Below are 23571 nucleotides of genomic sequence, written 5' to 3' on the forward strand. Positions count from 1 at the left end.
TTAATTATTCGTTCTGAAGTAATTCAGATATTCTTCTACATCCTTCTTCTGCAGCAACTTCTGCCAGTTCGCGGATGATATTGCAAAGGTAATGAATTCTACGCCTCGAATTTTGCCTATCGGGGATTGCGGCGCTTTTTGTTTTATGGTATAAGTCTGTGCCTCTTTCATGTTCGGAAATGCCCGCAACAGCAGTACACCTCTGCCAGCATCAAAAGGCTGCTGCTCCAATGCCAGCTTCTGGTTGCGGAAGTAAGTGTTGTTATACTTCTCATACTTAGCCCCAATGTCCTTGAAAGCGGCATGCTCCGTCGGGTATAGCATTACAAAATAGTAAGCCGAATCAGGGACACCGGTATAGGCCATTGGATCAGCGGCAGGCGGCTGTACTGCTGGTGCCTGAGCCCTTGCGGTGTCTTGTGCTATACCTGTTGTATCCAAAGGCGTGCCAGTCTGGGCAGCGGTAGTGGTTGTATCCTGACGGGCAGGTATAGGATCAGGTATAGCATTCAGGTTGAGCGGGCGCGGCTGCTGTGCTGCTGTGTTGCGTTCGCGTGCCGATGCCATTGCGATACTGTTGCTGACCCGTTGCTCTGGTGTGCGCTCGTCTAGTTTGATGGCGGTAGGCGCCGCCGGTGCTTCCTGACGGAGCTGTTGCTTGCTTTCGAGGTCCTGGTAGCGCTTCAGCAACTCGTCGGCGCGCGGGGCCAGCGGACTGGATGGGTGCTGTTGCTTGAAGGCGAGCAGTTGCTGTCGGAGCAACTCGGGTCTTTCGGAACGGGCTGTGATCATCACATGCAGGAAAGCTGCTTTGTCCGGAATGTCGTTGAGCGGGTATACCTGGCTTAGTTCTGTCAGCAACGTGGTGGCCTGCTGGTATTCGCCCTGTTCGTACTGTGCATAAGCAGAGTCATAGAGGGCGTGCGCCTTGATGTTGTTGAGGGCGTTCTGACTCAGGAAGTTCGGGTCGTCTACCAGTTTGGCATAGATCGTATTCGGAAACTGCTGCTTGATCTTAGCATAGTAAATGTCTTTCTGCTCACTGCCTGCCCGGCTATAAATCAGGTATAGACTATAGTGTGCCTCGGCCGCATGCTCGGATTGCGGGAATCGCTGCAGAAACTTCTCGTAAGTAGCCGTCGCGTCTTCCGGTGAGTTGAGCTTTTGTGCATAAATATTGCCCAGTCGGAACATCGCATCTTCCAGCAGTTTCTCGGATTGCTGTAAAGCCAGCGTGGTGGTCGGGATGTTCTGCAGGTAGGTATCGACCTGTGTCTGCAGTCGGGCGGAGCGGCTTTCTTCGGTTTCAGCTGCTGCGGTGTCGGCAGGAGCGTCCATCGCTACCACTTCTTCCTGACCTCCCACAGTCTCGCCACGGCTCAACAGTCGCCAGTTGTCCTGCAGCGGTCGATCGCCCCAGCGCCGCACGAACTCAGAACGGGCTGTGGCCAGGGCGGCCGGGTTATCAAAATAGAATACGCCTCCTGTATTGCCGTTTCCTGCCGCAGCCGCCGGATTATTACGGCCTCCAACGGTTACAGCTGCTTGTTGCTCCTGTGCGCGTCGGCCCTGGCGCTGTTTTTCCTGCTCCAGTTGTTTGGCCTGCTCCTGTAGGCGCGCTTCCTCTTCCTGCTGTACCAGGTTTTGAACAAAAGCCAGGCGTTCGCCTTCGCTTAGAGACGCCAGTCGCTGCAGACTGTCCTGCAACTGGATCGTGTTGTACTGCTTGGTGAAGTCAGCCAGGACGTTGCGGCGCTCGAGTACCTGCTCATATTCCAGGGCCTGCTGCGGGTATACCTGCACGGCGCTGTCGTAGTAGGCTTGCGCCAGATCATACTTGTTCAGGTTCTCAAAATAGATCTCACCGGCCAGCAAATAGGTATAGGCTTTCTGGTTAGGTATAGTGCCCGGTGTTTTCAGGGACTCCTCTATGTTCTGCAGTGCTTTGTCGTAGTGCTGCTGGCGGCGCTCAAACACAGCCATCTCGTAATAGATCTTGTCGCGGTACTCAGTGTTCTTCTCGTCGCGCAGCATTTTCTGGTAGTAACCCGCAATGCGGTTCAGGTCCTGTGCATCGTCCAGCTCTGACACCTGGCCCAGGTATAGGCGGCTGAAAAAGCCCAGGTCGTAAGGCGGGTTGCGGCGCAGGATGCGGCTGTACTGCTGGTAGGCCTCTTTGCTCTGGCCACGGTCCTGGTACAGCCGCGCCAGCGAAAAGCGCACGCGCGACTGGGCATCCCGATTCGTGAAGTTCGGCAGCGACAGGTCCAGGTTCTCGATTACGGCAGCAGTATCGCCTTGCATGAGGTGGTACTCGGCGCGGGTAAGGTATAGCTCACGGGCATTGTCGCGGTTCAGGCGCTCCTTGCGCAAAAACTCCGATACCTGCCAGGCATTGTCTGTCTCCCCTAGTTTCAGGAAAGAGCGCATCAGCCACACTAGCGCCTCGTGTTTCACGTGGCGGTCTTTGCCTGTGGAGTTTACATACCTAAAAGTCTGGGCGGCCTCCGGAAAGTTGAGTTCATAGAAGCGCACCTTGCCGATGACCAGGTAGCTGTCGTCGATCCATTTGCTGTTCGGGTGGTACTGAATCGGGAAAGAAGCCTTTTTGATGACATCCTCCAGGTCGGCGACGTGCGCCTTATAGGTGGCAGAGTCAATGGGCGGGAAAATGGGCAGAGGCCTGTTGTAATCGTAAACGGTCTGGTCCTGTATGCTTTTTTCGATGGCATCCAGTTTCTCTTTCGCTAAAAAGTAGCCATTGTAGCGTGCCGTGGTGTTATGATAGGCTTTGCTGAGCGGATTGTTGCGCTCAGCAGAACAGCCCGCCAGCAAGAGGCAGGCCAGCACGAAGAGAAGGTATGGTGAGTTTTTGCTCAAAGTATCGATTATGTGCCGCATAAATGGCCCGCCCTGCGCTTATCTTATGATAACGGCCTGGCTATACCTGAAAGTATCCAAGCTGAAACGGCGCGCAAGCTGAAAACCATCTACAAAAATACAATAATATGCCAATTATGTAAGGGCCCGGGAATAAAGCCTGAAGTCCGCTATTGAACTATAGAAAATAAGAAATGGTTTCAGGCCTCAGAAGGCTGCGGAAACGCACCGAAAAGCTGGCGAATTAAAGTGGAATTGCACAGAAGCCCATGAAAAAAGTGTAATTTTGTAAATCATTGATAAACAACCCAGCGCAGATAAACAACCCAGCGCATGTCACAGCCAGACGAACAAAAGCCGAAGGGCGAGGACTCTTTTAAAGGCTACCTGAAGTATTCAGGGCTGGCCTTCCAGATGATCGGGGCGATGGTGCTGGCCGCCTGGGGCGGGTCGAAGCTGGACGATTACATGGGCAACGAGAACCCCTGGATGACGATCGTGCTGCTGGTTTTGGCGGTGGTGGCCTCTATGGTGTTGGTAATAGTATCCTTAAATAAAAAGTAAGCGCATTGAAATTCTTTAAAAACCTCCTCATTTTCACAGGTGTTGTGAGCATCGGCATCGGCCTGCTCTCATTTTATACTGGCACAGCACTCCTTCACCCGCTAATCTGGTATATTTTAGGTTTTATGGTCTTTGTCACAGCCCTGGCCTTTTATGTGTCGCGGCTGGGCGTGGGCTACGACCCGGATAACTTCCAGCTGTACTATTTTGGCTCGATGGGCTTCCGGATGATTCTCAGCATCGCTGTGATATTTGTTTACATCTACATGTACTCCGAGAACGAGCTGCAGTTCGTTTTCAACTTCTTCGCGTTATATTTTCTATTTACCGGGTTTGAAATCTACAGCTTAATAACTAACTTCGCACCGCAATTGAAAAAGCAAAGCTAGAAATAGCTTTTGTAGATTTTAACTTTGCTTCTAAATCTCTCTTAATGAAGAAGTTATTTATTTTACTGTTTTCCTTCCTTACGATCTCTGCCCATGCAGAGGCTGCAGCGGAAGGCGGCGAGTTCAAGCCAGGCGACTTGATCATGCATCACATCGCGGATGATTACACCTGGCATTTTGCTGACGGTGTAACGCTATACCTCCCGGTTATCCTGATTGATAACGGGACGCCAAAGGTGTTTTCATCCAGTAACTTCTATGACGAAAACCATGCGCTGGTGCCTTACGAAGGCTATGTGCTGAACCACGGCCATATCTACCGTGCGGATGCCAATGGACAGCCGGCAGCAGATCAGTCTTCCCTTCTGGACTTCTCTATAACGAAAAACGTGGCGTCTCTTTTTGCCAGTGTTATTCTGCTGTTTGCCGTGTTCCTGACCATTGCCGGAAGCTACAAGAAAAACAGAGGGAAAGCACCGAACGGTATTCAGTCTTTCTTCGAGCCGATCATCATTTTCGTGCGTGACGAAATCGCCAAGGGCAACATCGGTCCGAAGTATGAGCGCTACATGCCATACCTGCTGACGATCTTCTTCTTTATCTGGTTTAACAACCTGCTCGGCCTGATGCCGGGTGGCGCCAACCTGACCGGTAACATCGCGGTAACGCTGGTACTGGCCACACTGACGCTTCTGATCACTGTGTTTAGCGGCAATAAGAGTTACTGGTCGCATATATTTGCTACGCCTGGCGTACCTGCCTGGCTGGCTCCCATCATGATTCCGGTGGAACTGATCGGTATCCTGACAAAGCCATTCTCCCTGATGGTTCGACTTTTCGCCAACATCACGGCCGGTCACATCATCATCCTGTCGCTGTTCAGCCTCATCTTTATCTTTCAAAGTGTTGCGGTAGCACCGATAAGCGTGGCGTTTGCCATCTTCATGTTCTTCCTGGAGTTACTGGTAGCCCTGCTGCAGGCGTACATCTTCACCCTGCTGTCAGCGATGTACTTCGGTGGCGCAGTAGAGGAGCATGACCACGTGGGCGATCACGGCCACGGAGACGGCGCACATTAATCTGTTTTTTATTTTTTAACTATATATAACTATAATTATGTTAGCAATTTTGCTTCAAGCAGTAGCAGCTACAACCGACTTCGGTTTGGCTATCATGGGTGCCGGTATCGGTGCTGGTCTGGTTGCCCTTGGCGCTGGTTTGGGTATCGGTAGAATTGGTGGTTCAGCCATGGAGTCTATCGCGCGTCAGCCAGAAGCTGGTGGTAAAATCCAGACTGCTATGATTATCGCGGCTGCCCTTATCGAAGGTGTTGCACTTTTCGGTGTGGTAGTTTGCTTGCTAATCTCTTTCAAAGGCTAATATCCTTTGTATTTGGTCTCTCGTCCGGACGCATGGTCCGGACGGAGAGGTCAAAATAGTTAAATAGTTAAAAGCCCTGCCGGTGAGAGCCGGTGAACTGATTAAAACCTAATTATTCAAATTCATACACAATGGAATTAGTAACCCCAGGTATAGGTTTAATTTTCTGGCAGACGGTGACGTTCATCGTTGTGCTGTTCCTGCTTTCCAAGTTCGCCTGGAAGCCAATCATGAACGCCCTGCATGAGCGTGAAACTTCTATCGAAAACGCATTGAGCGCCGCTGAAAAAGCAAAGCTGGAGATGCAGGGTCTGAAGGCTGAGAACGAGAAACTGCTGGCCGAGGCCCGCATGGAGCGTGACAAGATCCTGAAGGAAGCTTCTGATGCTGGCAATGCCCTGATCGAGACGGCGAAGCAGAAGGCAAACGAAGAAGGTTCGCGCATGATCGCACAGGCGCGTGAGTCCATCGAAAACGAGAAGCGTGCCGCCATCACGGAAGTGAAGAACATGGCTGCCGTGCTTTCAGTGGACATCGCTGAGCGTATCCTGCGCAAAGAATTGAGTAACCCACAGGCACAGCAGGAGCTTGCCAAGGATTACATCAAAGAAGTAACGCTTAACTAATCGTATCAACATAGCCAGACTGCTGACATAGCAGGAGGGCCATAATAAAGCAATATGTCAGAAATTAGAATTGCTTCGAGATACGCAAAGTCACTGATTGAGCTGGCACAGGAAAGAGGCGTGCTGGAGCAAGTGAAGGAGGACATGGATATGTTCGCCAAAGTACTTGACCAGAGCAGAGACCTGAAGCTCCTGATGCGTAACCCAGTTGTGAAGTCAGACAAGAAGCTGGCTGTGATCAATGCGATATTCAAAGGCAAAGTGAACGACCTTACACTGGCTTTCTTTGAGATCATGGCCCGAAAAAGCCGAGAGTCTGTGCTTGTGTTTATCGCTCCTGAGTTTACGAATCAGTACAATGTGTACAAAGGCATCACAACTGCCAGCGTAACCACGGCAGTGCCGCTTTCAGAAGAGCTTCGCAACGAACTTGGCCAGCGCCTGGTAGCCCAGACTGGACAGCGTGTGGAATTAGAAGAAAAGATTGATCCGACCCTGATCGGTGGCTTCGTGCTCCGCGTGGGTGATCAGCAGATTGACAGCTCTGTGAAGTATAACCTGAACAAGCTGAGAAATAAATTTAAAGACAACCCCTATATCAATAAATTATAACCATGGCAGAAGTAAGACCTGACGAAGTATCAGCCATACTAAGAGAGCAGCTATCTGGCTTCCGTTCTGAGGCAGAATTGGAAGAAGTAGGAACAGTACTGCAAGTGGGTGACGGTGTCGCTCGTATCTATGGCCTTTCCAAAGCACAGTCTGGTGAGCTATTAGAGTTTGAGAACGGACTTCAGGCGCTTGTTCTGAACCTGGAAGAAGACAACGTAGGTGCCGTAATGCTTGGCGACTACAGCGAAATCAAAGAGGGCGCCACTGTAAGAAGAACGAACCGTATTGCCTCTGTAAAAGTAGGTGATGGCATCATCGGCCGTGTGGTTAACACACTGGGTCAGCCAATCGACGGCAGAGGGCCTGTTGCAGGCGAACTGTACGACATGCCACTGGAGCGTAAAGCACCAGGCGTGGTATTCCGTCAGCCGGTAAACGAGCCAATGCAGACGGGTATCAAGGCGATCGACTCTATGATTCCGATCGGCCGTGGCCAGCGTGAGCTGATCATCGGTGACCGTCAGACAGGTAAGTCTGCCGTTGCGATTGACACCATCCTGAACCAGCGCGAGTTCTTCGAAAAAGGACAGCCCGTGTTCTGTATATATGTTGCCGTAGGTCAGAAAGCATCTACAGTAGCCCAGGTTGTAAAGTCACTGACTGAAGGTGGCGCGATGGATTACACAGTGGTTGTTTCGGCTTCTGCTTCTGATCCGGCTCCAATGCAGTTCTTTGCTCCGTTTACTGGTGCGGCTATCGGTGAGTTCTTCCGCGATACCGGCCGTCCTGCCCTGGTTGTTTATGACGACCTTTCCAAGCAGGCCGTGGCTTACCGCGAAGTGTCTCTGCTGCTGCGTCGTCCTCCAGGGCGTGAAGCTTATCCTGGTGACGTATTCTACCTGCACTCCCGTCTTCTGGAGCGTGCCGCTAAGGTAAACGCTTCTGACGAGATCGCTCGTAACATGAACGACTTGCCAGACTCTATCAAGCACCTCGTGAAGGGTGGCGGTTCTTTGACTGCCCTTCCAATCATCGAGACGCAGGCTGGTGACGTTTCCGCCTATATCCCAACGAACGTAATTTCAATTACTGACGGTCAGATCTTCCTCGAGACGAACCTTTTCAACTCAGGTATCCGTCCTGCGATCAACGTAGGTATCTCTGTATCGCGTGTGGGTGGTAACGCTCAGATCAAGGCGATGAAGAAAGTATCTGGTACGCTGAAGCTTGACCAGGCGCAGTTCCGTGAACTGGAAGCGTTTGCGAAATTCGGTTCTGACCTGGATGCTGCGACTAAGCTGACAATCGAGCGTGGTCGTCGTAACCTTGAGATCCTGAAGCAGCCACAGTTCTCTCCGGTATCCGTTGCTGAGCAGGTAGCCATTATCTACTGCGCTACAAACGGTCTGTTGGACAACGTGCCTGTGAACGAAGTTAGAACGTTCGAGAAAGACTTCCTGCGCACCATGCGTGCCCAGCACCAGGACACCCTGAACGCGCTGCTGGCTGGAAAGCTGGACGACGAGACGACAGGTGTTATCAAGCAGGTGGCCAGAGAGCTTTCTGCCCGTTACAAAAAGTAATAGTTGGTTATAAGTTAGAGACTGCTGGTTAAAAGCGGTCTCTAACTTTATGCTCATATCATACATAATATGGCAAGTTTAAAAGAGGTTAGAGGCCGCATTACATCTGTATCGTCTACGCAGCAGATCACCAAAGCCATGAAAATGGTGGCGGCTGCCAAGTTGAGACGTGCTCAAGACAACATTCTGCGTATGCGTCCTTATGCGCAGCGTCTGAGTGGCATCCTGGCCAACCTGTCTCAACTGACAGAAGGCTCTGTGTCGAACATTTACTCTGAAAAGCGTGAAGCGAACAGGGTACTTGTGATCGCGGTGACGTCTGATCGTGGTTTGGCGGGTGCTTTTAACTCAAATATCATTAAAGCAGCCAATGTACTGGCACAAGGCAAGTACCGCAGCCAGTATGAGGCCGGTAACCTTACCTTCCTGACGATTGGCCGTAAAGGTGCTGAGGCTCTGAGCAAGCGTGGTTATAAAGTGATTGGTGACTACACCGGCACATTCGCAAACCTTTCTTTTGACACCGTACGCGTTGCAGCGGAGCGTGCCATGGATGGTTTCATAGCCCGTGAGTTCGATCAGGTGGACATCATCTACAACGAGTTCAAGAACGTGGCGACGCAGATTGTGCGCACGGAGCAGTTTTTACCTATCGAGGATAAGCCAGTAGAGGAAACTGCCAACAGCATGGTATCTGACTATACCTTTGAGCCTTCAAAAGAGCAGATCATCGAGGAGCTTATACCGAAGTCGCTCAAGATTCAGGTATACAAAGCGGTGCTGGAGTCGAATGCCTCCGAGCACGGTGCCCGAATGACTGCCATGGACAAGGCGACAGAAAACGCAGGTGAACTGCTGAAAGAACTGAAGCTTACCTACAACAGGACGCGTCAGGCGGCCATCACGAAGGAGATTCTCGAGATCGTGGGTGGTGCAGAGGCGCTTGCTGCAAAATAAATTGAATTACCAGATAGAAAAGCAACGCCCATCACACCTGGTGGGCGTTTTTTTTTGGGGATATAATACAGTGTGTTATATTTTTGTTAAAACATCGAGTACGGGTAAGTATGCTAGCCGGTTAGTCGGGAAGTGTTGCCTATATTTGAGAAACTCAACAACAAACACATGAAGTTAAGCGGTTTTAGATCCGGCATTCAGACTTTAGTTGCAGCAGTACTATTAATTGCTGTGCAGGCTTGTACTACAACTAATACTGGCAACAGCCCGAGCGTAGCAAAAGAACAGGTAAACCAGTTTGTGACAGGCGTAGAAAGTCGGCCGAAGCTGGTAGTGGGTATCGTGGTGGATCAGATGCGCTACGACTTTCTGTACCGCTACTGGGATAAGTATAGCGAGGGCGGGTTTAAAAGACTGGTCAGACAGGGTTTCAACTTCAAGAACAACCAGTATAGTTATGTGCCAACGTATACCGGTCCGGGACACGCGTCCGTTTATACCGGTAGCGTACCTGCCTTAAACGGTATTATCGGAAATAACTGGTATGACCGCACCACAGGCAAGTCAGTGTATTGTGTGGAAGACAAGACCGTGAAAACGGTAGGCAGCACCTCGGATGCCGGCCTGATGTCGCCGCGGAACCTGCTCACGACCACGATCACAGACGAGCTGCGCCTTTCCAACAACATGCAGTCCAAAGTGATCGGTATAGCCCTGAAAGACAGAGGCTCGATCTTGCCAGCCGGCCATACCGCCAATGGCGCCTTCTGGTTCGATTCACCCTCCGGAAACTGGATCACTAGCACGTTTTACGCGAACAGCCTCCCAAACTGGGTACAGGAGTTCAACAACCAAAAGTATCCGGACAAGCTGCTGGGAGAGGTATGGAACACGCTCCTGCCCATTGAGCAGTACACCGAAAGCACAGCAGACGACATGCCCTGGGAGCGTGCGCTGCCAGGCGAAGAAAAACCCGTGTTTCCGCACAACATCCCTGCCCTCCGTGGCAAAGATTATGAATTGATCCGCTCCATACCTGCCGGCAACACTTTAACAACAGAGTTTGCCAAAGCAGCCCTGCGCGGTGAGAACCTGGGCAAGGGGAAGCATACTGATTTCCTGGCGCTGAGCTACTCTACCCCCGACTATACCGGTCACTCATTCGGCCCCAACTCAATTGAAGTGCAGGATGTATACCTGCGCCTCGACCGTGAGATCGAAGAACTGATCAACCTGCTGGAAAAGGAAATCGGCAAAGACAACATCCTGATCTTCCTGACGGCAGACCACGGTGCGGCACATGTGCCATCTTATATGGAGTCGCTGAAGATACCGGCAGGCACAGCCAACTCCGGCGTGATGCGCGACTCGCTGGAGCAGCACCTGAACAAAACGTTGGGCAAAGGCCGTTGGGTAGAACGCTACACCAATCAGCAGGTATACCTGGACCACAGAACGATTGAGGCCAGAAAGCTGAAGAGAGCAGATGTGCGGGAAGCGGTGGCCAACTATGTGATGCGCTTTGAAGGCGTGGCAAGAGCCATTCCGGCTGAGGCGGTACAGCGTGTAGGTGCGTCTGGCGGACTGATGGCGCGTGTGGAGAGCGGCTACAATGCCCAGCGCTCCGGCGATGTGGTGGTGGTGCTGCAGCCAGGCTGGTTCGAAGGCTACGGAAGCGGCCCGCAGAAAGGAACCACGCACGGCTCGCACAGCAACTACGACACGCACGTGCCGCTGGTATGGTATGGCTGGAAAGTGAAGCCGGGCGAAAGCTCCGTTGAAACCGCCGTGGCAGATATTGCCCCAACCATCGCCTCTTGGCTGTACATTCAGGAGCCAAACGGAAGCGTGGGACGCCCCTTGCAAGAATTAATGAAGTAACAATACCTGTCGGGACAATTGGTTGCGACGATTTTAAGAAAGATTATATGATGGAGAATTTAGAAAAGAATAACCCGTGGCACAGCGTGAGCTACGGCGAGGAGGCCCCGGCAGTCGTTACTGCTATCATTGAAATTCCAAAGGGTTCGAAAGCAAAGTACGAGTTGGACAAAGAGAGCGGCATGCTGAAACTCGACCGCGTACTTTTCTCATCGGTGAACTACCCTGCCAACTATGGCTTTATACCTAAGACGTACTGCGACGACAAGGATCCACTGGACATCCTGGTGATCTGCTCGCTGGACGTGGTGCCGATGTGCCTGATCGACGCGAAGGTGATCGGTGTGATGCGCATGATCGACAACAACGAAGAAGACGACAAGATCATCGCCGTGGCCAACAACGACATGTCGGTACGTCACATCAACGATATTTCTGAGCTGCCTCCGCACACCCTGCTGGAAATGCGTCGCTTCTTTGAGGACTACAAGAAACTGGAGCACAAAGAAGTGATCGTGGAGCAATTCCTGGGCCGTGAGCCGGCTTACGAGATCATCCAGGAGAGCATTAGACTGTATGACGCTACCTTTGGCGAAACCGAACCAAAAAGCACAATCTAAACCTTTACTTTTCCTGTAAAGCCTGATGCGGGGTAAACCTGCGTCAGGCTTTTTTATTTACAGCCGGGCGGGGTTTGAAAGCCGTGCCTGAATTGCGAACTTGCAGGTGAGGATGCTAAAAAAAGAACACAGCGACATAAGACGCCAGCAACCGCTGGCCGATTGGCTTAGAGCAGGTATAGAAGCCTTGCTCTATAGTAGTGTGTTCATTTCGCTGTGCGCTTTCGGATTAACGGTTGAAACCTACCTGCTTACTGGACTGAAGGTGTCGTTGCCGATGGCGGGCTTTGTCTTTCTGGCGACGCTCTTTACCTACAACACCAGCAGTTTGCAGCGCATGTGGCGTGGCTGGTGGGCGGGCAAAGAAGACCAGCCCTGGAGCATCCGGCATCAACGGGAACTGGCAGTGTTGGCTTTGCTTAGCCTGGCAGGAGCTGTTATGCTGTTCTTTCTCTACGAACTGCGGATCAATCTGTGGTTTGTGCTGGCCCTTGCGCTGATCTCGGTGGGCTATACCGTGCCGCTGGCAAGCAGCCGCCTCAAACCATTCCGGAGTGTGCCCTTGCTGAAAGTGTTCCTGATCGCGCTGGTCTGGTCGGCCGTCACCGTGCTGTTTCCTTTGATTGATGCTGCCGTTGCGTTAGACAGCTCCGTGATGCTGATCTGGCTACGGCGCTTCCTGTTTATCCTGGCGCTGGCCCTGCTGTTCGACATCCGCGACTATACATACGACCGCCGCACCCGCACCCTTACCTTCCCTGGCTTGCTGGGCGAGAATTATACCCGGCTCCTGTCGCAGGGGCTGCTGTTGCTATACCTGTTGCTGGTGTTGCTGACGGAAGAGGGCGCTGTTCTGGTCAGCTTAGTGAGCGCTGCTCTGGTGGCTGGCCTGATCGTGTGGAATGCTACGGAAGAAAAGCCCCGCATCTACTATGCGCTGCTGGCCGACGGCGCCATGCTGGTGCATTTTGCGTTCGTATACCTGGCCGTCAGCTAAGAGCGACGCAGCTGCTGAAAAGCCTGTGGCAAGTGCTGTATCACATCCGAGGCGATCAGCGCGATCTCTCCCACCGTTCCTTTGGCCAGATCTCCGGCGAGTCCGTGCAGGTATACGCCCAGCAGGCAAGCTTCTTTTAAGGTATAGCCCTGGGCTACCAGGGCTGTCAGAATGCCAGTGAGCACATCGCCTGTGCCGCCTGTGGCCATCCCTGCATTGCCCGTCGTGTTGAAGTAAATGTCTCCTTCCGGCGTGGCGATGGCTGAATGACTTCCTTTGAGCACCATGTAGCATTGGTATACCCGGCAGAATTCCCGCAGTTCCTCCAGCCTTTCGTATTCATTGTTGCTTTTGCAGACCAGCCGCTCAAACTCTTTGGGGTGCGGTGTGAAGATAACCTTGCCTTTGGGGAGTTGGGCTTTGAGCTTTTCGCTGCTGGCAATCAGGTTGATGGCGTCGGCATCGATAACGAGCGGCAGATCGGTGGTGGCCAGCAGCTGGCCGAGCAGCGTTTTGGTGAGTCGCTCGGTGCCGATGCCCGGGCCTATACCGATGGCGTCGTATTTCTCCATGCTCTCCAGTAGCCTGGACAGGTGCTTGCGGTTGTTGTCAGGTATGAGCATCGCCTCGGGCACAGCCGTTTGCAGCACGTCGTAGCCAATGGCAGGCGTCTGCACGGTGAGCAGACCCACACCGCCGCGCAAACAAGCCCTGGCCGCAAGCACCGCCGCCCCCATTTTGCCATAGCCACCGCAAAGCAGCAGCGCGTGCCCGTAAGTGCCTTTGTGCGAAAACTTGGTACGCGGCTTGAGCAGCCCCTGCATCTCTTTCTGCGTCACATACTGGAAGTTCGACTTTGCCTCTGCCAGGTATGCCGGGCTCAGACCAATGGGTACGGTATGCCATTCGCCCACGTACTGCTCGTGCTGGGGCAGAAAGAAAGCAAGCTTGGGCAGCTCGAAGCTCACCGTATGATGCGCTTGTACAATGGCTCCCTCAGCAGGCGTTTGCTTGTCCGTGTACAAACCCGAGGGGATATCGATGGCGACGGTGCAGGGGCTGTATTCGTTGAGCCAGTTGATCACATCGGCATAGAGTCCGGTGACAGGTCTGGAGAGGCCGGTGCCGAACAGGGCGTCGATCACGCAGGCTTTGTCAGGTATAGCGAGCAGATGGTCTTTGCTCGTGATGTCGTGTGGGGGTACCTCGTGTGGCAGGCGCTCCAGGTTGAGCTGAAAATCCGGGGAGGTCTGGCCGCCGTCGTTGACCAGGTATAGCTGCACATCGAAAAGGCGCTGGTGCAGCAACCGGGCCACTGCCAGCCCGTCGCCGCCGTTGTTGCCGGGCCCGCTAAAGATACAGACCGGGCATTCCGGCGTGAACTTGTTCTCAAACCAACCCACAAAGGCCCGTGCGGCCCGTTCCATCAATTCTTCCGAAGCAATTTTTTCCTCGCTGATGGTCTGCGCATCAGCTTCGCGGGTTTGTGGAGCGGATAGGATTTTCATACGTTGTTTTTATACTTCTGAAACCTGAGATAGTTGTGCGCATTTTTCAGGCGAACACCCAGTTACACTCCTTTGTCAGGTATAGCTACTGTCTTGTGGCAGGTATAGATGAGGTTCTTGAGGTATAGACGGGTGCTTTCAGGCATAGAACAGGTCAGCGCTTACTTGCGCAAACTCCCTCTGTTAAAACGCCAGCGTCGCCGTCAGCTTGATCCGGAGGTTGTCCTTTCCCCGCGGCAGGGCATAGGGGCCGTAGCGGTAAAAAGCGCCCACCCCGACACCCGAAAAAGCCGAGCTGATGACGTTGTTGAGCATCAATCCGGACTCAAAAAAGCCTTTTCGCATGTTGGCATACGCCAGGGGCTGCAGCTCAGGTATAGGCTGGCGCAGGTCGCCGAATCCCATGTTCTGCACGAGCACCAGATCCGGTTTGAAGAGTTTGGTGTTGAGCAGGCGCTTGCCCAGGTCCTGGCGCAGGAACAGCGCCACATAGCGGTCTGAGAAGAACTCATAAGGACGCATCGTCTCGAACCCCTCACCGGCATACACCTTGTAGTGAGAGCTGTAGCTGCCGTAGCCATTGTAAAGACTCACAAAAGGTGCCTCACCCTGCACCCAACCGCTTGCCAGCACAAAGCTGGTTTCGCCGAGGCTGCGCTGCCGGAAGGCCCCTTCCGCACGCAGGTCGACCTTGTTGTAGGTATAGCCATCGCTTTCCAGGGCGTCGATGCCTTGGGTATACTGGAACCAGAGCACGGGATAACGGCTTGGCATGGGTAGCATGCGGTTGAACAGCTGCATGTACTGCTCGCCGTAGGCAAAGCGGAAGCCTGCCGTCACCTCGGCCAGGTTAAATTCCGGCATGCCTATACCTGGCTCGGGCGTGAAAAGTGGCAGTGTCGGGCGGCGCTGCTCTTGCCGTATACCTGCCTGCCACTGCACATAGCGCAGCATGCGCCCGCTCAGGCCGGCGCTTCGCTGGGTGGTATAGTCCAGATTAGGCAAAAGGGCAAGACGCAGATCGCGGAGCAGGGCACGCTCCTGAAAAGGCAGGCGACGGCCACCCGGCTCTGCTACATCTTCGGCGTAAGCGGCCGAAAGCGTGAGTTCAGACGGTTTGTGCAGTTTAACGGCGGCATCAGCCCCGTATTTGTGCTCCTTGTCGCGGAGGCCGTAGCCCCAGTAGCCGCCTACCGTAAAACGCTCCGAAAGCAGGTTGTTGGTATGGGCACCTATACCTAAACGCAAGCCTTCAAAACGACTTACCTTCAGCAGCCGGTTCAGGTCCAGGCTGATGGGGCCGACAGGCAGCTGCTTGGCCATCAGGTATTCCATGGTGCGGATGGTGCGGTCGAGCTTTTGCGCCTGGCCCACGCTGTCGAGGCGCTGGTAGGTGGTCTGCTCTTTGAGCGACAGGGAATCAGGGCGAGACTGCTGCCAGAGTTGCTCTGGTTGTCGCCAGGCATCCGGCCGCTGCTCCAGCGCGATCACCCCAAAATCGCTGCGTTGAAGCGGTGGCTCCAGGTTGACGTTGGTGATATAGGTACGGATGTGCCCATAGGGCTGGTGGCCCCGCATGTAGATTTGCTGCACGGTGATCTCCACGTCCAGCTCCGAAGGGAACCACTGCCGGCCGTCTACTTTCACAAACTGCTGCTGCAGCTTCAGGCCGCGCTTGTCATCGGCGTGCGACTCGGCTACCACGTTCTGCACGGCCCAACCGTCGCTGTTGATGTAAAGGAGTCCTTTCAGTCCGTTGAAATTTTTGCCAGGCTGCGGCGCATACGAGATGATAAAAACGGTATCGGCTCCCACTACGGCTGTTTCCTGCAGCACAAAGTCGTAGCGCCGGATGCTGCCATTGCTCAGGGGGCTCAGGTAGCGTTTGCCAAAGAACACGGGCATGTCATCGTACACCGAGAACACCCGCGCCTCAGCTGCCACCACGCCAAAACTTGGCTGCCGTAGCCCCGACACCCGGGTGGCCAGAATGGTTTCTTTCGAAAGATTGCTGCCCAGCTGCGCAAAGTCGGTGATGCTCTCCATCATGAAAAGGTGCTGTTTGGCAAGCAAGTTTCGCATCCGCAGAGCCGACGAATCCTCCTCCGTCATACGCAGGGTATCGCTCAGGTCGAGGTCGTCGGGGGCGTTGGCCGTCAGGATAAACTTGTTGTAGGTGCGGTAGGTATAGGCCGGAATATTGTCGAGGCGGTGGCGGTCGCGGTTCTGGTTGGCCAGCCGGATGATGCGGTGTGCCGGGTTAATGCCGGAACGAATCACCACTTCCCGCAGTTGAGCCGCCGAAGGGCGCAGGGTAATATCGAGTTGTGATACCGAATCAACCGGAATGGTTTGCGGGGTATAGCCCACGTAGCTGAAACGCAGGCTGGTGATTGGTTGGTTATGCTGGAGCTGGTACTGGCCATTCAGGTTGGAGGTGGTGCCCGTTTCGCCGTTGTTGACCACGATGCTCACGAAGGGCAGCCGTTCACGGGTGTTGGCATCGCGCACCGTGCCCTGCACCTGGTATACCTGTGCCAGGGCAGTGCTGGCGCCCAGGCACAGGTATAGCAGAACAAGGTAAAGGAAGCGTATTGGCATAGGGGTAAAGATATAAAAAGATTGGCGCCCTCCGACATAGCAGAAGGCGCCAATCTATACCTGTGCGCTGCTTAAAAGGTTAGAACCTGACAGAGAGGCCCATTCCCGGCTGGCCGCTGGGCAGCACCACAGGCACAAACGACGTGTTATACCCTTTGTCGTTTTTGAAGATCTTGTCGTGCAGCCAGTACACCGTGTTGGTCGAGAGGATGCCCACACCCGCCCCAGCCAGCACATCGGCCATCCAGTGCTTGTTGTTCATCACCCGCAGCACCCCTGTGGCGCCCGCCAGGGTATAGCTGCCCACACTGATCCAGGGACTTTTGTGGCGAAATTCTTTATCAACCAGGGTCGCAATGGTAAAGGCGTAGGCAGTGTGCCCTGAGGGGAAAGCATGATTCTCTCCGTTGGGTCGGTCTATGTTGGTAAACTTCTTGGAGGGCCAGACGATGGCTGAAGTAAGCACGCCGGAAGCCAGCAGAAGCGCTGTCTGCCGTGGCATCTCGTGACGGTTCTGCGACGAAAAAGCGTTGAAGCCATACATGTAGGCGATGGGCAGGAACATCAGGTAATCGTCAACGCGGGTGCTGAACTCCGGAGCTACCTTGTGGCGCAGGTCGCGGGCATCGTGGCTGCTGTAAAAGCCGTTGTCCTGCATGGTATAGATACCGGTCCCGATCAGAGCGGCGGCTGGAACCACGGCCCGAAGGAGGTAGCGCCGGTTATCGCCTTCCCGCAGCTGCGACTCTGTAAAAGGCTTTTTCTGGCCAGGGTATACGGTGTCGGCAGGTAGGGCTACAATCGTTCTGACAGAGTCGTGCAGCTCAAATGTGGTTTCTGAAAGCGGCAAGGCGCCTGTCGTGCCAGGTGACAGCGAAAAGCGGGTGGGCGAAGCAGGTATAGCGTCGGCTTGACGGAGCTGCGTTTGGGCTACTACGGGTTGAGCCAGCACACTTAGCCAAAGAAAGTGTACTGCCAGGATTTTTGATAGTTTCAAGGTAGTGTCAGGTGGTTTCGTGAATAGTTTAACCGCGCATGCTTGTATAACACCAGTGTTATCGCACAACGGCCCGACAGGACATGGGCTGCCAGAACCGGAAAGCAAATGCGCTCTTCATAAACCCATCAGCTATAAAAATCGTGCCGCTTCCCGCCTGTTTTATTTTAGCGGTCTACTTCGCCGAGCACGATATCCACGGAGCCTACAATGGCAATAAGGTCGGCCACCATGCAGCCACGGCTGATTTCGGGCAGTACGGACAGGTTCACAAAGCTTGGGGCGCGGCCGTGGCAGCGGAAAGGAACGTCGCTGCGGTCGGTGGTGCGGAAGAAGTAGCCCAGCTCGCCACGCGGGGTTTCGCCCCGGAAGTAAAGCTCCTGCGTACCCGTCATGCGCAGCTTCTTCGGGCAGGCCGCCTGCGGGTCGAAGTCCGGGGTGCGCTTGTGCTCGCCCAGTAACCTGTCGAGGCACTGGCTGATGATCTTCACCGACTCGCGGCACTCGAGCGCCCGTACGTAGTTGCGGTCCCAGCAGTCGCCGGTGCTGCCCATCATGCCTTCGCCGATCGGCACGTCGAACTCCAGCTCGGGGTATACGCTGTAGCCATCGACACGGCGCAGGTCGTGGCGCAGGCCGGAGCCACGCAGCATCGGGCCGGAGCAGCCGTAGTTGATGGCCACATCAAGCGGCAGCACGCCTACATTGGCAGTGCGGTCAATAAATATCTTGTTGGTGAGCAGAATCGTGTCCAGTTCATCAAGCTTCGGCTTCAGGTAGTGGATGAACTCCCGGCAGCGCTCCTCAAAGCCGATGGGCAGATCGTAGTACAAGCCGCCCACCCAGATGTAGTTGTACAGCATACGGGCTCCGGAAGTCCACTCGAGCAGGCGCTGGATGTGCTCGCGGTCGCGCAGCAGCCACAGGAAAGGCGTGAAAGCCCCGATGTCGATGGCGTAGGTGCCGATGGCCAAAAAGTGCGAGGCCAGTCGGTTGAGCTCCGCCACCAGCACCCGGATATACTCCACCCGCTTCGGGATCTGGTCGGTAATGCCCAGCAGTTTTTCCACACCCATGCACCAGATGTGCTCCGAGTTCATGGCAGCCAGGTAGTCCATGCGGTCCACGTAAGGGATGGTCTGGTTGTAGGCCATGCTCTCGGCGTGCTTCTCAAAACAGCGGTGCAGGTAACCGATGTGTGGGGCCACCTCCTGCACGATCTCCCCGTCTGTCACTACCTCCAGGCGCAGTACGCCGTGCGTGCTCGGGTGCTGCGGCCCCATGTTCACGATCATTTCACCCGCCTGCAGGTGTTCCAGGCTGAACTTGTTCGGCTCCGACTGCAGCAGGTATTCTTTGTGCGTGGTAGACAAGAGGAGGTAGAAAGTTAAAAAGTTAGAAAAGTAGAAAGTTTAGCAAAGTTCGGAAAAATGGGGGAATTATGAAGGGTCTCTGAAACAGAGATAATTGAGAAAGAAATATATGATTTAGAGGATATTTGGTATATTCGATAGTCCGGTTCGGGTTATCTATTGAAATCGATAAAATCCCGGTTGTTTATTCCGTTTATTAAAGTCGTTACGGTGCGTGCCATAAATACAAACAATGAAAAGAAACCTGCTTCCAATCATCTTACTCTTCCTGTTCACTGCTTGCGAAAAAGAAGAGAGCGTGGATTATGAAGAGTACCTGACAAGACAGGAGTGGGAGCAGGTGACAGGTATAGTTGACAACATGTATTACGGAAATCTCAAGCAATTCCACAGGATCAAATTCCGGACTGATAACACCTTTGAAATTATATTGGATTATGGTGGCGTTTCAGAATTTCCAGATCCGGTGAAGTTAGACACCCTATATGGAAGATACTCTATCGACAAAGGCATTATTGATTTCCATGGGCCGGTAGATACGCTTTATGCAGGTAATGAAAGGATCGAGACTAAGGTCTTCATCAACAGCTGGAAGATCACGACTTTAAACGCAAATACGCTCCGGACAGAACCTTTTGCCGGCTACTCCGCACCAGAACAACCTGGATTTACAATCGGAGTGAATTCCTACTTATTCAAACCTCTTCATCGCATTGGGGAGTGACATTTTAAAAGAGGCCACAGTTGAGGTCGCCAAAGTACATCATAACCCTTATATTAAAGAGGAATACCATGTTCAAAAAGCGGATGAGTCGGTTCGCGAGGGCAGTTACCAGAGTATAGGCTAATGCTGGAAAATAGCAGGATACAGGCTTCAAGCTCAGCCGGGCAGGCAATAAGCACAGGATCACCGTGAACAGAAATGGTCAGAAATCAGCCTAGTGTATAAACCAAGGAGTGAACTCCAATGCAGAAACCATGAACGAAAAGAGATTCTTTAAAATCCGGCTGTATTTCACGGCACTGGTGACGGTTGCGATCTGGTCGCTTCTGGTCTGGAACCATTTTCACGGAGGCGTGCCAAGCCATCACATCGCGGCAGACAAAGACATGCCCGCGATTTCCAATTGGTGGGGCGCTCTGTTGCTTCCCCTGCTGACCTGGCTGCTTCTGCACCGCATCCAAAGAAGGGTATTTGCCAGCCAAGGGGAGACTTCTGCTATACCTGGAGCATTACGGCACGTGGTCTATAGGTTTGTTGGCGCTTTGCTGTTCGGAGTCCTGATTGCCGTATTCTTTACATTTGGGTACAATGATGTGACGGGCTATCTGGTTTTAGGGCTGCTTCCGCTCGCCATCCTGTTTCCGCTTTATCGGGCCGAGTGTCTGCTGGGGTTTGTCCTGGCCATGACCTTTACATTCGGTGCCGTGCTTCCCACGGCTTTTGGGGCATTCCTGATATTGGTGGGCCTGGTGCTCTATCGCTTCGTTCGGCCAGCCCTGCTTTACATCCTTTCGAAAGTTATCCTCCTGGCATCGCTCAGCAAACAGAAACCCCACTCCTAAGCAGATGAAAAACGACATGTCTCCCAACGGCAACATGAAAGCAGCAGTACATACCAGGTATGGCCCTCCAGAAGTGGTCAGCATCAGGGAGGTTCCCAAACCAGATCCGAAAGACAATGAGGTATTGATACGGGTCTACGCCTCGACCGTTAACCGCACCGACAGCGGCTTCCGGAGCGCCGAATATTTCGTTTCAAGGTTCTGGAGCGGCCTGCTTAGGCCAAAGCGCCAAATACTTGGCTGTGAGTTCGCCGGACAGGTGGAGGCGGTGGGCAAGGCGGTGAAAGCAGTAAAGGTTGGGGAAAAGGTATTCGGCTTCAACGACAAGAAATGGGGCGGACACGGTCAGTACATCACGTTGGACGAAAACGACCCCTTCACAACTATACCCGAAGGCCTGACCTACGAAGAGGCCGCCCCCATCACAGAAGGAGCCCACTATGCCTTGGGCCATATCCGGGCAGCAAAAGTCAAAAGCGGGCAGGCGGTGCTGGTGTATGGAGCAACGGGTGCTATCGGCTCGGCCATGGTGCAGCTGCTCAAACACTTCGGGACACACGTAACGGCCGTGTGCCACACCCGGCATGTGCCGCTCGTCAAATCGTTGGGCGCAGATGTGGTTATCGATTACACACAGCAGGATTATGCCCGGCTAGGCCACATGTATAGTGTTGTGTTCGATACCGTCGGGAAAACGTCGTTTGGACACTGCAAACCGGTGCTGACGGAAAAGGGCCTGTACTTCTCCTCCGAGCTCGGCAAAAACTGGGAGAACGTATACCTGGCCCTGCTCACGCCGCTCAGAAAGGGCAAGAAAGTGATGTTCCCGATACCTACCATCAGCAAAGCAGACGTGGAGTTCCTGAAGGAGCTGGTCGAGCGTAAGGAGTTTAAGCCTGTGTTCGACCGACGCTATACCCTGGAGCAGATCGTGGAGGCTTACCGGTATGTGGAGACAGGCCAGAAAACGGGTAATGTGGTATTGACGCTGCCTTGAGAAAGCAAAACCCAGAACCACAGTATAGAGCTCTTTAAGAGCTGATCGGCTCTGCAAAAACATGCTTTAGCCCAATGGCTGCCTGGTAAACAATGCTGAAAATAAATACGGCACCACCAGGCAGCTACGCCACAACCTAGGTTAGAAAAAAATACTTGTTTAATTTTCGGTTGCTGAACGGACGTCCTGATAGCCTTCTTTGCAAAAAGAAACGTTATGACTTTCAGACAACTACACGAGCAACCTGAGCCTCTCCTGATCTGCAATGTTTGGGATGCGGCCAGCGCCACGATAGCCGAACAGCAAGGTTTTCAGGCGATCGGAACATCCAGCGCCGCCATGGCCAGAATGCTGGGCTACGAGGATGGCGAAAAAATGGAATTCGCTGACCTGGTATACCTGGTCAAGAGAATTGCTGCCGGCAACAGCCTGCCCTTCACAGTAGATGTTGAAGCAGGCTTCGGCAGAACTCCTTCCGCCATCCTGGAAAACATCAAAGTGTTAGCCAACATGGGCGTCGCAGGCATCAACCTGGAAGACAGCGTAGTAGACCAAGAGAGAAGCCTCTGCGACAGTTACAGTTTTGCCAGAACACTTGAGACGATCAGGGAGGCACTCATCAAAGATGGAACGGACCTGTTTCTAAATGCCCGGACAGATACCTTCCTGCTTGGGCACCCTGACCAGTTGCAGGAAACCATCAGACGGGTTCGACTTTACGAGGCAGCAGGTGCAGACGGTGTTTTTGTGCCGTGCATGACATGAGAAGAAGACATCAGTGCCGTAACGCAATGCACCCGGTTGCCACTCAATGTGATGTGTATGCCCAACCTTCCGGCATTTGAGCGCCTGCAGGCCTTGGGGGTGAAGCGCATAAGCATGGGTAATTTTCTTTTTGAGGGGATGTATGGCCAGTTTGCGCATGTGCTGCAGAACGTAAAAAGGAAGGGAAACTTTAACGCCGTGTTTGAGCCATGTTAGTGACAGATTCAGACAAAATAGAAACCTATTACAGAGCCCTGGTTGATCGGGATCAGGGCTTTGTGGGCATCTTCTTCGTTGGCGTGAAAACCACGTCCGTCTTCTGCATTGCCACCTGCCGTGCCCGCAAACCGAAAGCGACGAACGTGGAGTTTTTCACCACTTTCAAAGACGCGCTGAACCATGGCTACCGCCCCTGCAAAATTTGCAGGCCAACCGAAAACGCCAACCTGGCCCCCGATCAGGTGAATACCGCGATCGAGCTGGTCAGAAGCAATCCCAAAGGAAAAATCTCCGACTATACCTTGCGGCAGATGCAGATCTGCCCGGTGTTGGTGCGCAGGTGGTTCAAGCAGCATTACGGTATCACCTTTCAGGCTTTTCAGCGGATGTACAGGATAAACCAGGCCATGCTGGAGCTGAAAGGGGGGAGAAGTGCCACTGATACCGCCTTCGACTCAGGTTACGAATCGCTCAGCGGCTTTGGCTATACCTACAAAAAGGTGATGGGGAGTTCTCCCAAACAGGGTAAATCGAAGCGCGTGATCCTGTTGAACCGGCTGACGACTCCTCTGGGACCTATGATCGTTTGTGCGACCGAAAAAGGCGTATGCCTGCTTGAGTTTGTTGACAGGAGGATGCTTGAAACAGAGTTCAAGGACTTGCAAAGGCTATTGGGTGCCCCCATTGTGGCGGGGGAGAACGAGCATATCCGGCAGGCCGGCGTTGAGGTAGACGAATACTTTGCGGGCAGCAGAAAGACCTTTGCCCTTAGTTTAGACACACCGGGAACAGCGTTCCAGAACCTGGTTTGGGAGTTCCTGAAGCAGATTCCGTATGGGCAGACACGCTCCTACCAGCAGCAGGCCGAGTTGCTTGGAACCCCTGTCGCCGTGCGGGCAGTCGCCTCGGCCAACGGATTCAACAGAGTAGCCCTCGTAATACCTTGCCACCGGGTTATCGGCAAAAACGGCAAACTGGTGGGGTATGGCGGTGGTTTAGAGCGGAAGCAATGGCTGCTGGAGCATGAAAAACAGTATGCCAGCCAATAGTAAGTAT

Annotated in this window: 20 protein-coding genes and 1 pseudogene; 16 read left to right on the forward strand and 5 right to left on the reverse strand. The window is 53.4% G+C overall.

Annotation, left to right across the window (positions count from 1 at the left end; translation table 11 throughout):
* Complete coding sequence (gene porW, locus IEV97_RS07850; protein WP_229733845.1) at nucleotides 1-2880, reverse strand: type IX secretion system periplasmic lipoprotein PorW/SprE; 2880 nt, start codon at nucleotides 2878-2880, stop codon at nucleotides 1-3.
* Nucleotides 2881-3213: 333 nt separating this feature from the next.
* Here porW and IEV97_RS07855 point away from each other — a divergent pair, with 333 nt between their 5' ends.
* From IEV97_RS07855 to IEV97_RS07905, 11 genes are all read left to right on the forward strand, one after another.
* Nucleotides 3214-3444 (forward strand): AtpZ/AtpI family protein, encoded by a 231-nt coding sequence (locus IEV97_RS07855; protein ID WP_188500941.1) that lies wholly within the window; start codon nucleotides 3214-3216, stop codon nucleotides 3442-3444.
* Between the two features lie 5 nt (nucleotides 3445-3449).
* Nucleotides 3450-3833, forward strand: a complete 384-nt coding sequence (locus IEV97_RS07860; protein WP_188500942.1) for a hypothetical protein — start codon at nucleotides 3450-3452, stop codon at nucleotides 3831-3833.
* A gap of 44 nt (nucleotides 3834-3877) precedes the next feature.
* Entirely contained in the window at nucleotides 3878-4912 is a 1035-nt protein-coding gene (gene atpB, locus IEV97_RS07865) for a F0F1 ATP synthase subunit A (RefSeq protein ID WP_188500943.1), read from the forward strand.
* Between the two features lie 37 nt (nucleotides 4913-4949).
* Nucleotides 4950-5213 (forward strand): ATP synthase F0 subunit C, encoded by a 264-nt coding sequence (atpE, locus tag IEV97_RS07870; protein ID WP_007653345.1) that lies wholly within the window; start codon nucleotides 4950-4952, stop codon nucleotides 5211-5213.
* A 131-nt stretch (nucleotides 5214-5344) separates the two neighbouring features.
* Nucleotides 5345-5839, forward strand: coding sequence for a F0F1 ATP synthase subunit B (locus IEV97_RS07875; protein ID WP_188500944.1), 495 nt, complete (start codon nucleotides 5345-5347; stop codon nucleotides 5837-5839).
* A gap of 54 nt (nucleotides 5840-5893) precedes the next feature.
* Nucleotides 5894-6451: an ATP synthase F1 subunit delta gene (atpH, locus tag IEV97_RS07880; RefSeq protein WP_188500945.1), complete on the forward strand. Its 558-nt coding sequence runs from the start codon at nucleotides 5894-5896 to the stop codon at nucleotides 6449-6451.
* 2 nt (nucleotides 6452-6453) lie between these two features.
* A complete protein-coding gene (gene atpA / locus IEV97_RS07885) occupies nucleotides 6454-8034 on the forward strand; it encodes a F0F1 ATP synthase subunit alpha (protein ID WP_188500946.1) in 1581 nt (526 codons plus the stop codon).
* Nucleotides 8035-8103: 69 nt separating this feature from the next.
* Nucleotides 8104-8991, forward strand: coding sequence for an ATP synthase F1 subunit gamma (gene atpG, locus IEV97_RS07890; protein WP_188500947.1), 888 nt, complete (start codon nucleotides 8104-8106; stop codon nucleotides 8989-8991).
* Nucleotides 8992-9159: 168 nt separating this feature from the next.
* On the forward strand, nucleotides 9160-10872 hold the full coding sequence (pafA, locus tag IEV97_RS07895; RefSeq protein WP_188500948.1) for an alkaline phosphatase PafA: 1713 nt from the start codon (nucleotides 9160-9162) through the stop codon (nucleotides 10870-10872).
* 47 nt (nucleotides 10873-10919) lie between these two features.
* Nucleotides 10920-11492: an inorganic diphosphatase gene (locus IEV97_RS07900; protein WP_188500949.1), complete on the forward strand. Its 573-nt coding sequence runs from the start codon at nucleotides 10920-10922 to the stop codon at nucleotides 11490-11492.
* Between the two features lie 112 nt (nucleotides 11493-11604).
* On the forward strand, nucleotides 11605-12489 hold the full coding sequence (locus IEV97_RS07905; RefSeq protein WP_188500950.1) for a UbiA prenyltransferase family protein: 885 nt from the start codon (nucleotides 11605-11607) through the stop codon (nucleotides 12487-12489).
* Here the strand turns inward: IEV97_RS07905 and IEV97_RS07910 are convergent.
* The 4 genes from IEV97_RS07910 to IEV97_RS07925 form a co-directional block, all read right to left on the reverse strand.
* Nucleotides 12486-13997 carry an NAD(P)H-hydrate dehydratase gene (locus tag IEV97_RS07910; protein WP_188500951.1) on the reverse strand — a complete coding sequence of 504 codons (1512 nt, stop codon included), beginning with the start codon at nucleotides 13995-13997 and terminating at the stop codon, nucleotides 12486-12488. The two genes, IEV97_RS07905 and IEV97_RS07910, sit on opposite strands and share 4 nt — an antisense overlap.
* Before the next feature lie 183 nt (nucleotides 13998-14180).
* Entirely contained in the window at nucleotides 14181-16598 is a 2418-nt protein-coding gene (locus tag IEV97_RS07915; RefSeq protein ID WP_188500952.1) for a DUF5686 and carboxypeptidase-like regulatory domain-containing protein, read from the reverse strand.
* Nucleotides 16599-16677: 79 nt separating this feature from the next.
* The gene (locus IEV97_RS07920) at nucleotides 16678-17595 is read right to left on the reverse strand and encodes a phosphatase PAP2 family protein (RefSeq protein ID WP_188500953.1); all 918 of its coding nucleotides are present in this window, start codon (nucleotides 17593-17595) and stop codon (nucleotides 16678-16680) included.
* A gap of 167 nt (nucleotides 17596-17762) precedes the next feature.
* Entirely contained in the window at nucleotides 17763-18968 is a 1206-nt protein-coding gene (locus IEV97_RS07925) for an NADH-quinone oxidoreductase subunit D (RefSeq protein WP_188500954.1), read from the reverse strand.
* 232 nt (nucleotides 18969-19200) lie between these two features.
* Here IEV97_RS07925 and IEV97_RS07930 point away from each other — a divergent pair, with 232 nt between their 5' ends.
* From IEV97_RS07930 to IEV97_RS07950, 5 genes and pseudogenes are all read left to right on the forward strand, one after another.
* Nucleotides 19201-19692, forward strand: coding sequence for a hypothetical protein (locus IEV97_RS07930; protein ID WP_188500955.1), 492 nt, complete (start codon nucleotides 19201-19203; stop codon nucleotides 19690-19692).
* A gap of 254 nt (nucleotides 19693-19946) precedes the next feature.
* A complete protein-coding gene (locus IEV97_RS07935) occupies nucleotides 19947-20534 on the forward strand; it encodes a hypothetical protein (protein WP_188500956.1) in 588 nt (195 codons plus the stop codon).
* Between the two features lie 4 nt (nucleotides 20535-20538).
* Complete coding sequence (locus IEV97_RS07940; RefSeq protein WP_229733846.1) at nucleotides 20539-21531, forward strand: NAD(P)-dependent alcohol dehydrogenase; 993 nt, start codon at nucleotides 20539-20541, stop codon at nucleotides 21529-21531.
* Nucleotides 21532-21747: 216 nt separating this feature from the next.
* Nucleotides 21748-22512, forward strand: a pseudogene (locus IEV97_RS07945) (isocitrate lyase/PEP mutase family protein).
* Complete coding sequence (locus IEV97_RS07950) at nucleotides 22506-23564, forward strand: bifunctional transcriptional activator/DNA repair enzyme AdaA (RefSeq protein WP_188500957.1); 1059 nt, start codon at nucleotides 22506-22508, stop codon at nucleotides 23562-23564. The pseudogene IEV97_RS07945 and the gene IEV97_RS07950 overlap by 7 nt, the downstream one beginning before the upstream one ends.
* Nucleotides 23565-23571 lie beyond the last annotated feature (7 nt).

Origin of the sequence: Pontibacter amylolyticus, assembly GCF_014638845.1 — a bacterium.
Classification (GTDB): Bacteria; Bacteroidota; Bacteroidia; order Cytophagales; family Hymenobacteraceae; genus Pontibacter; species Pontibacter amylolyticus.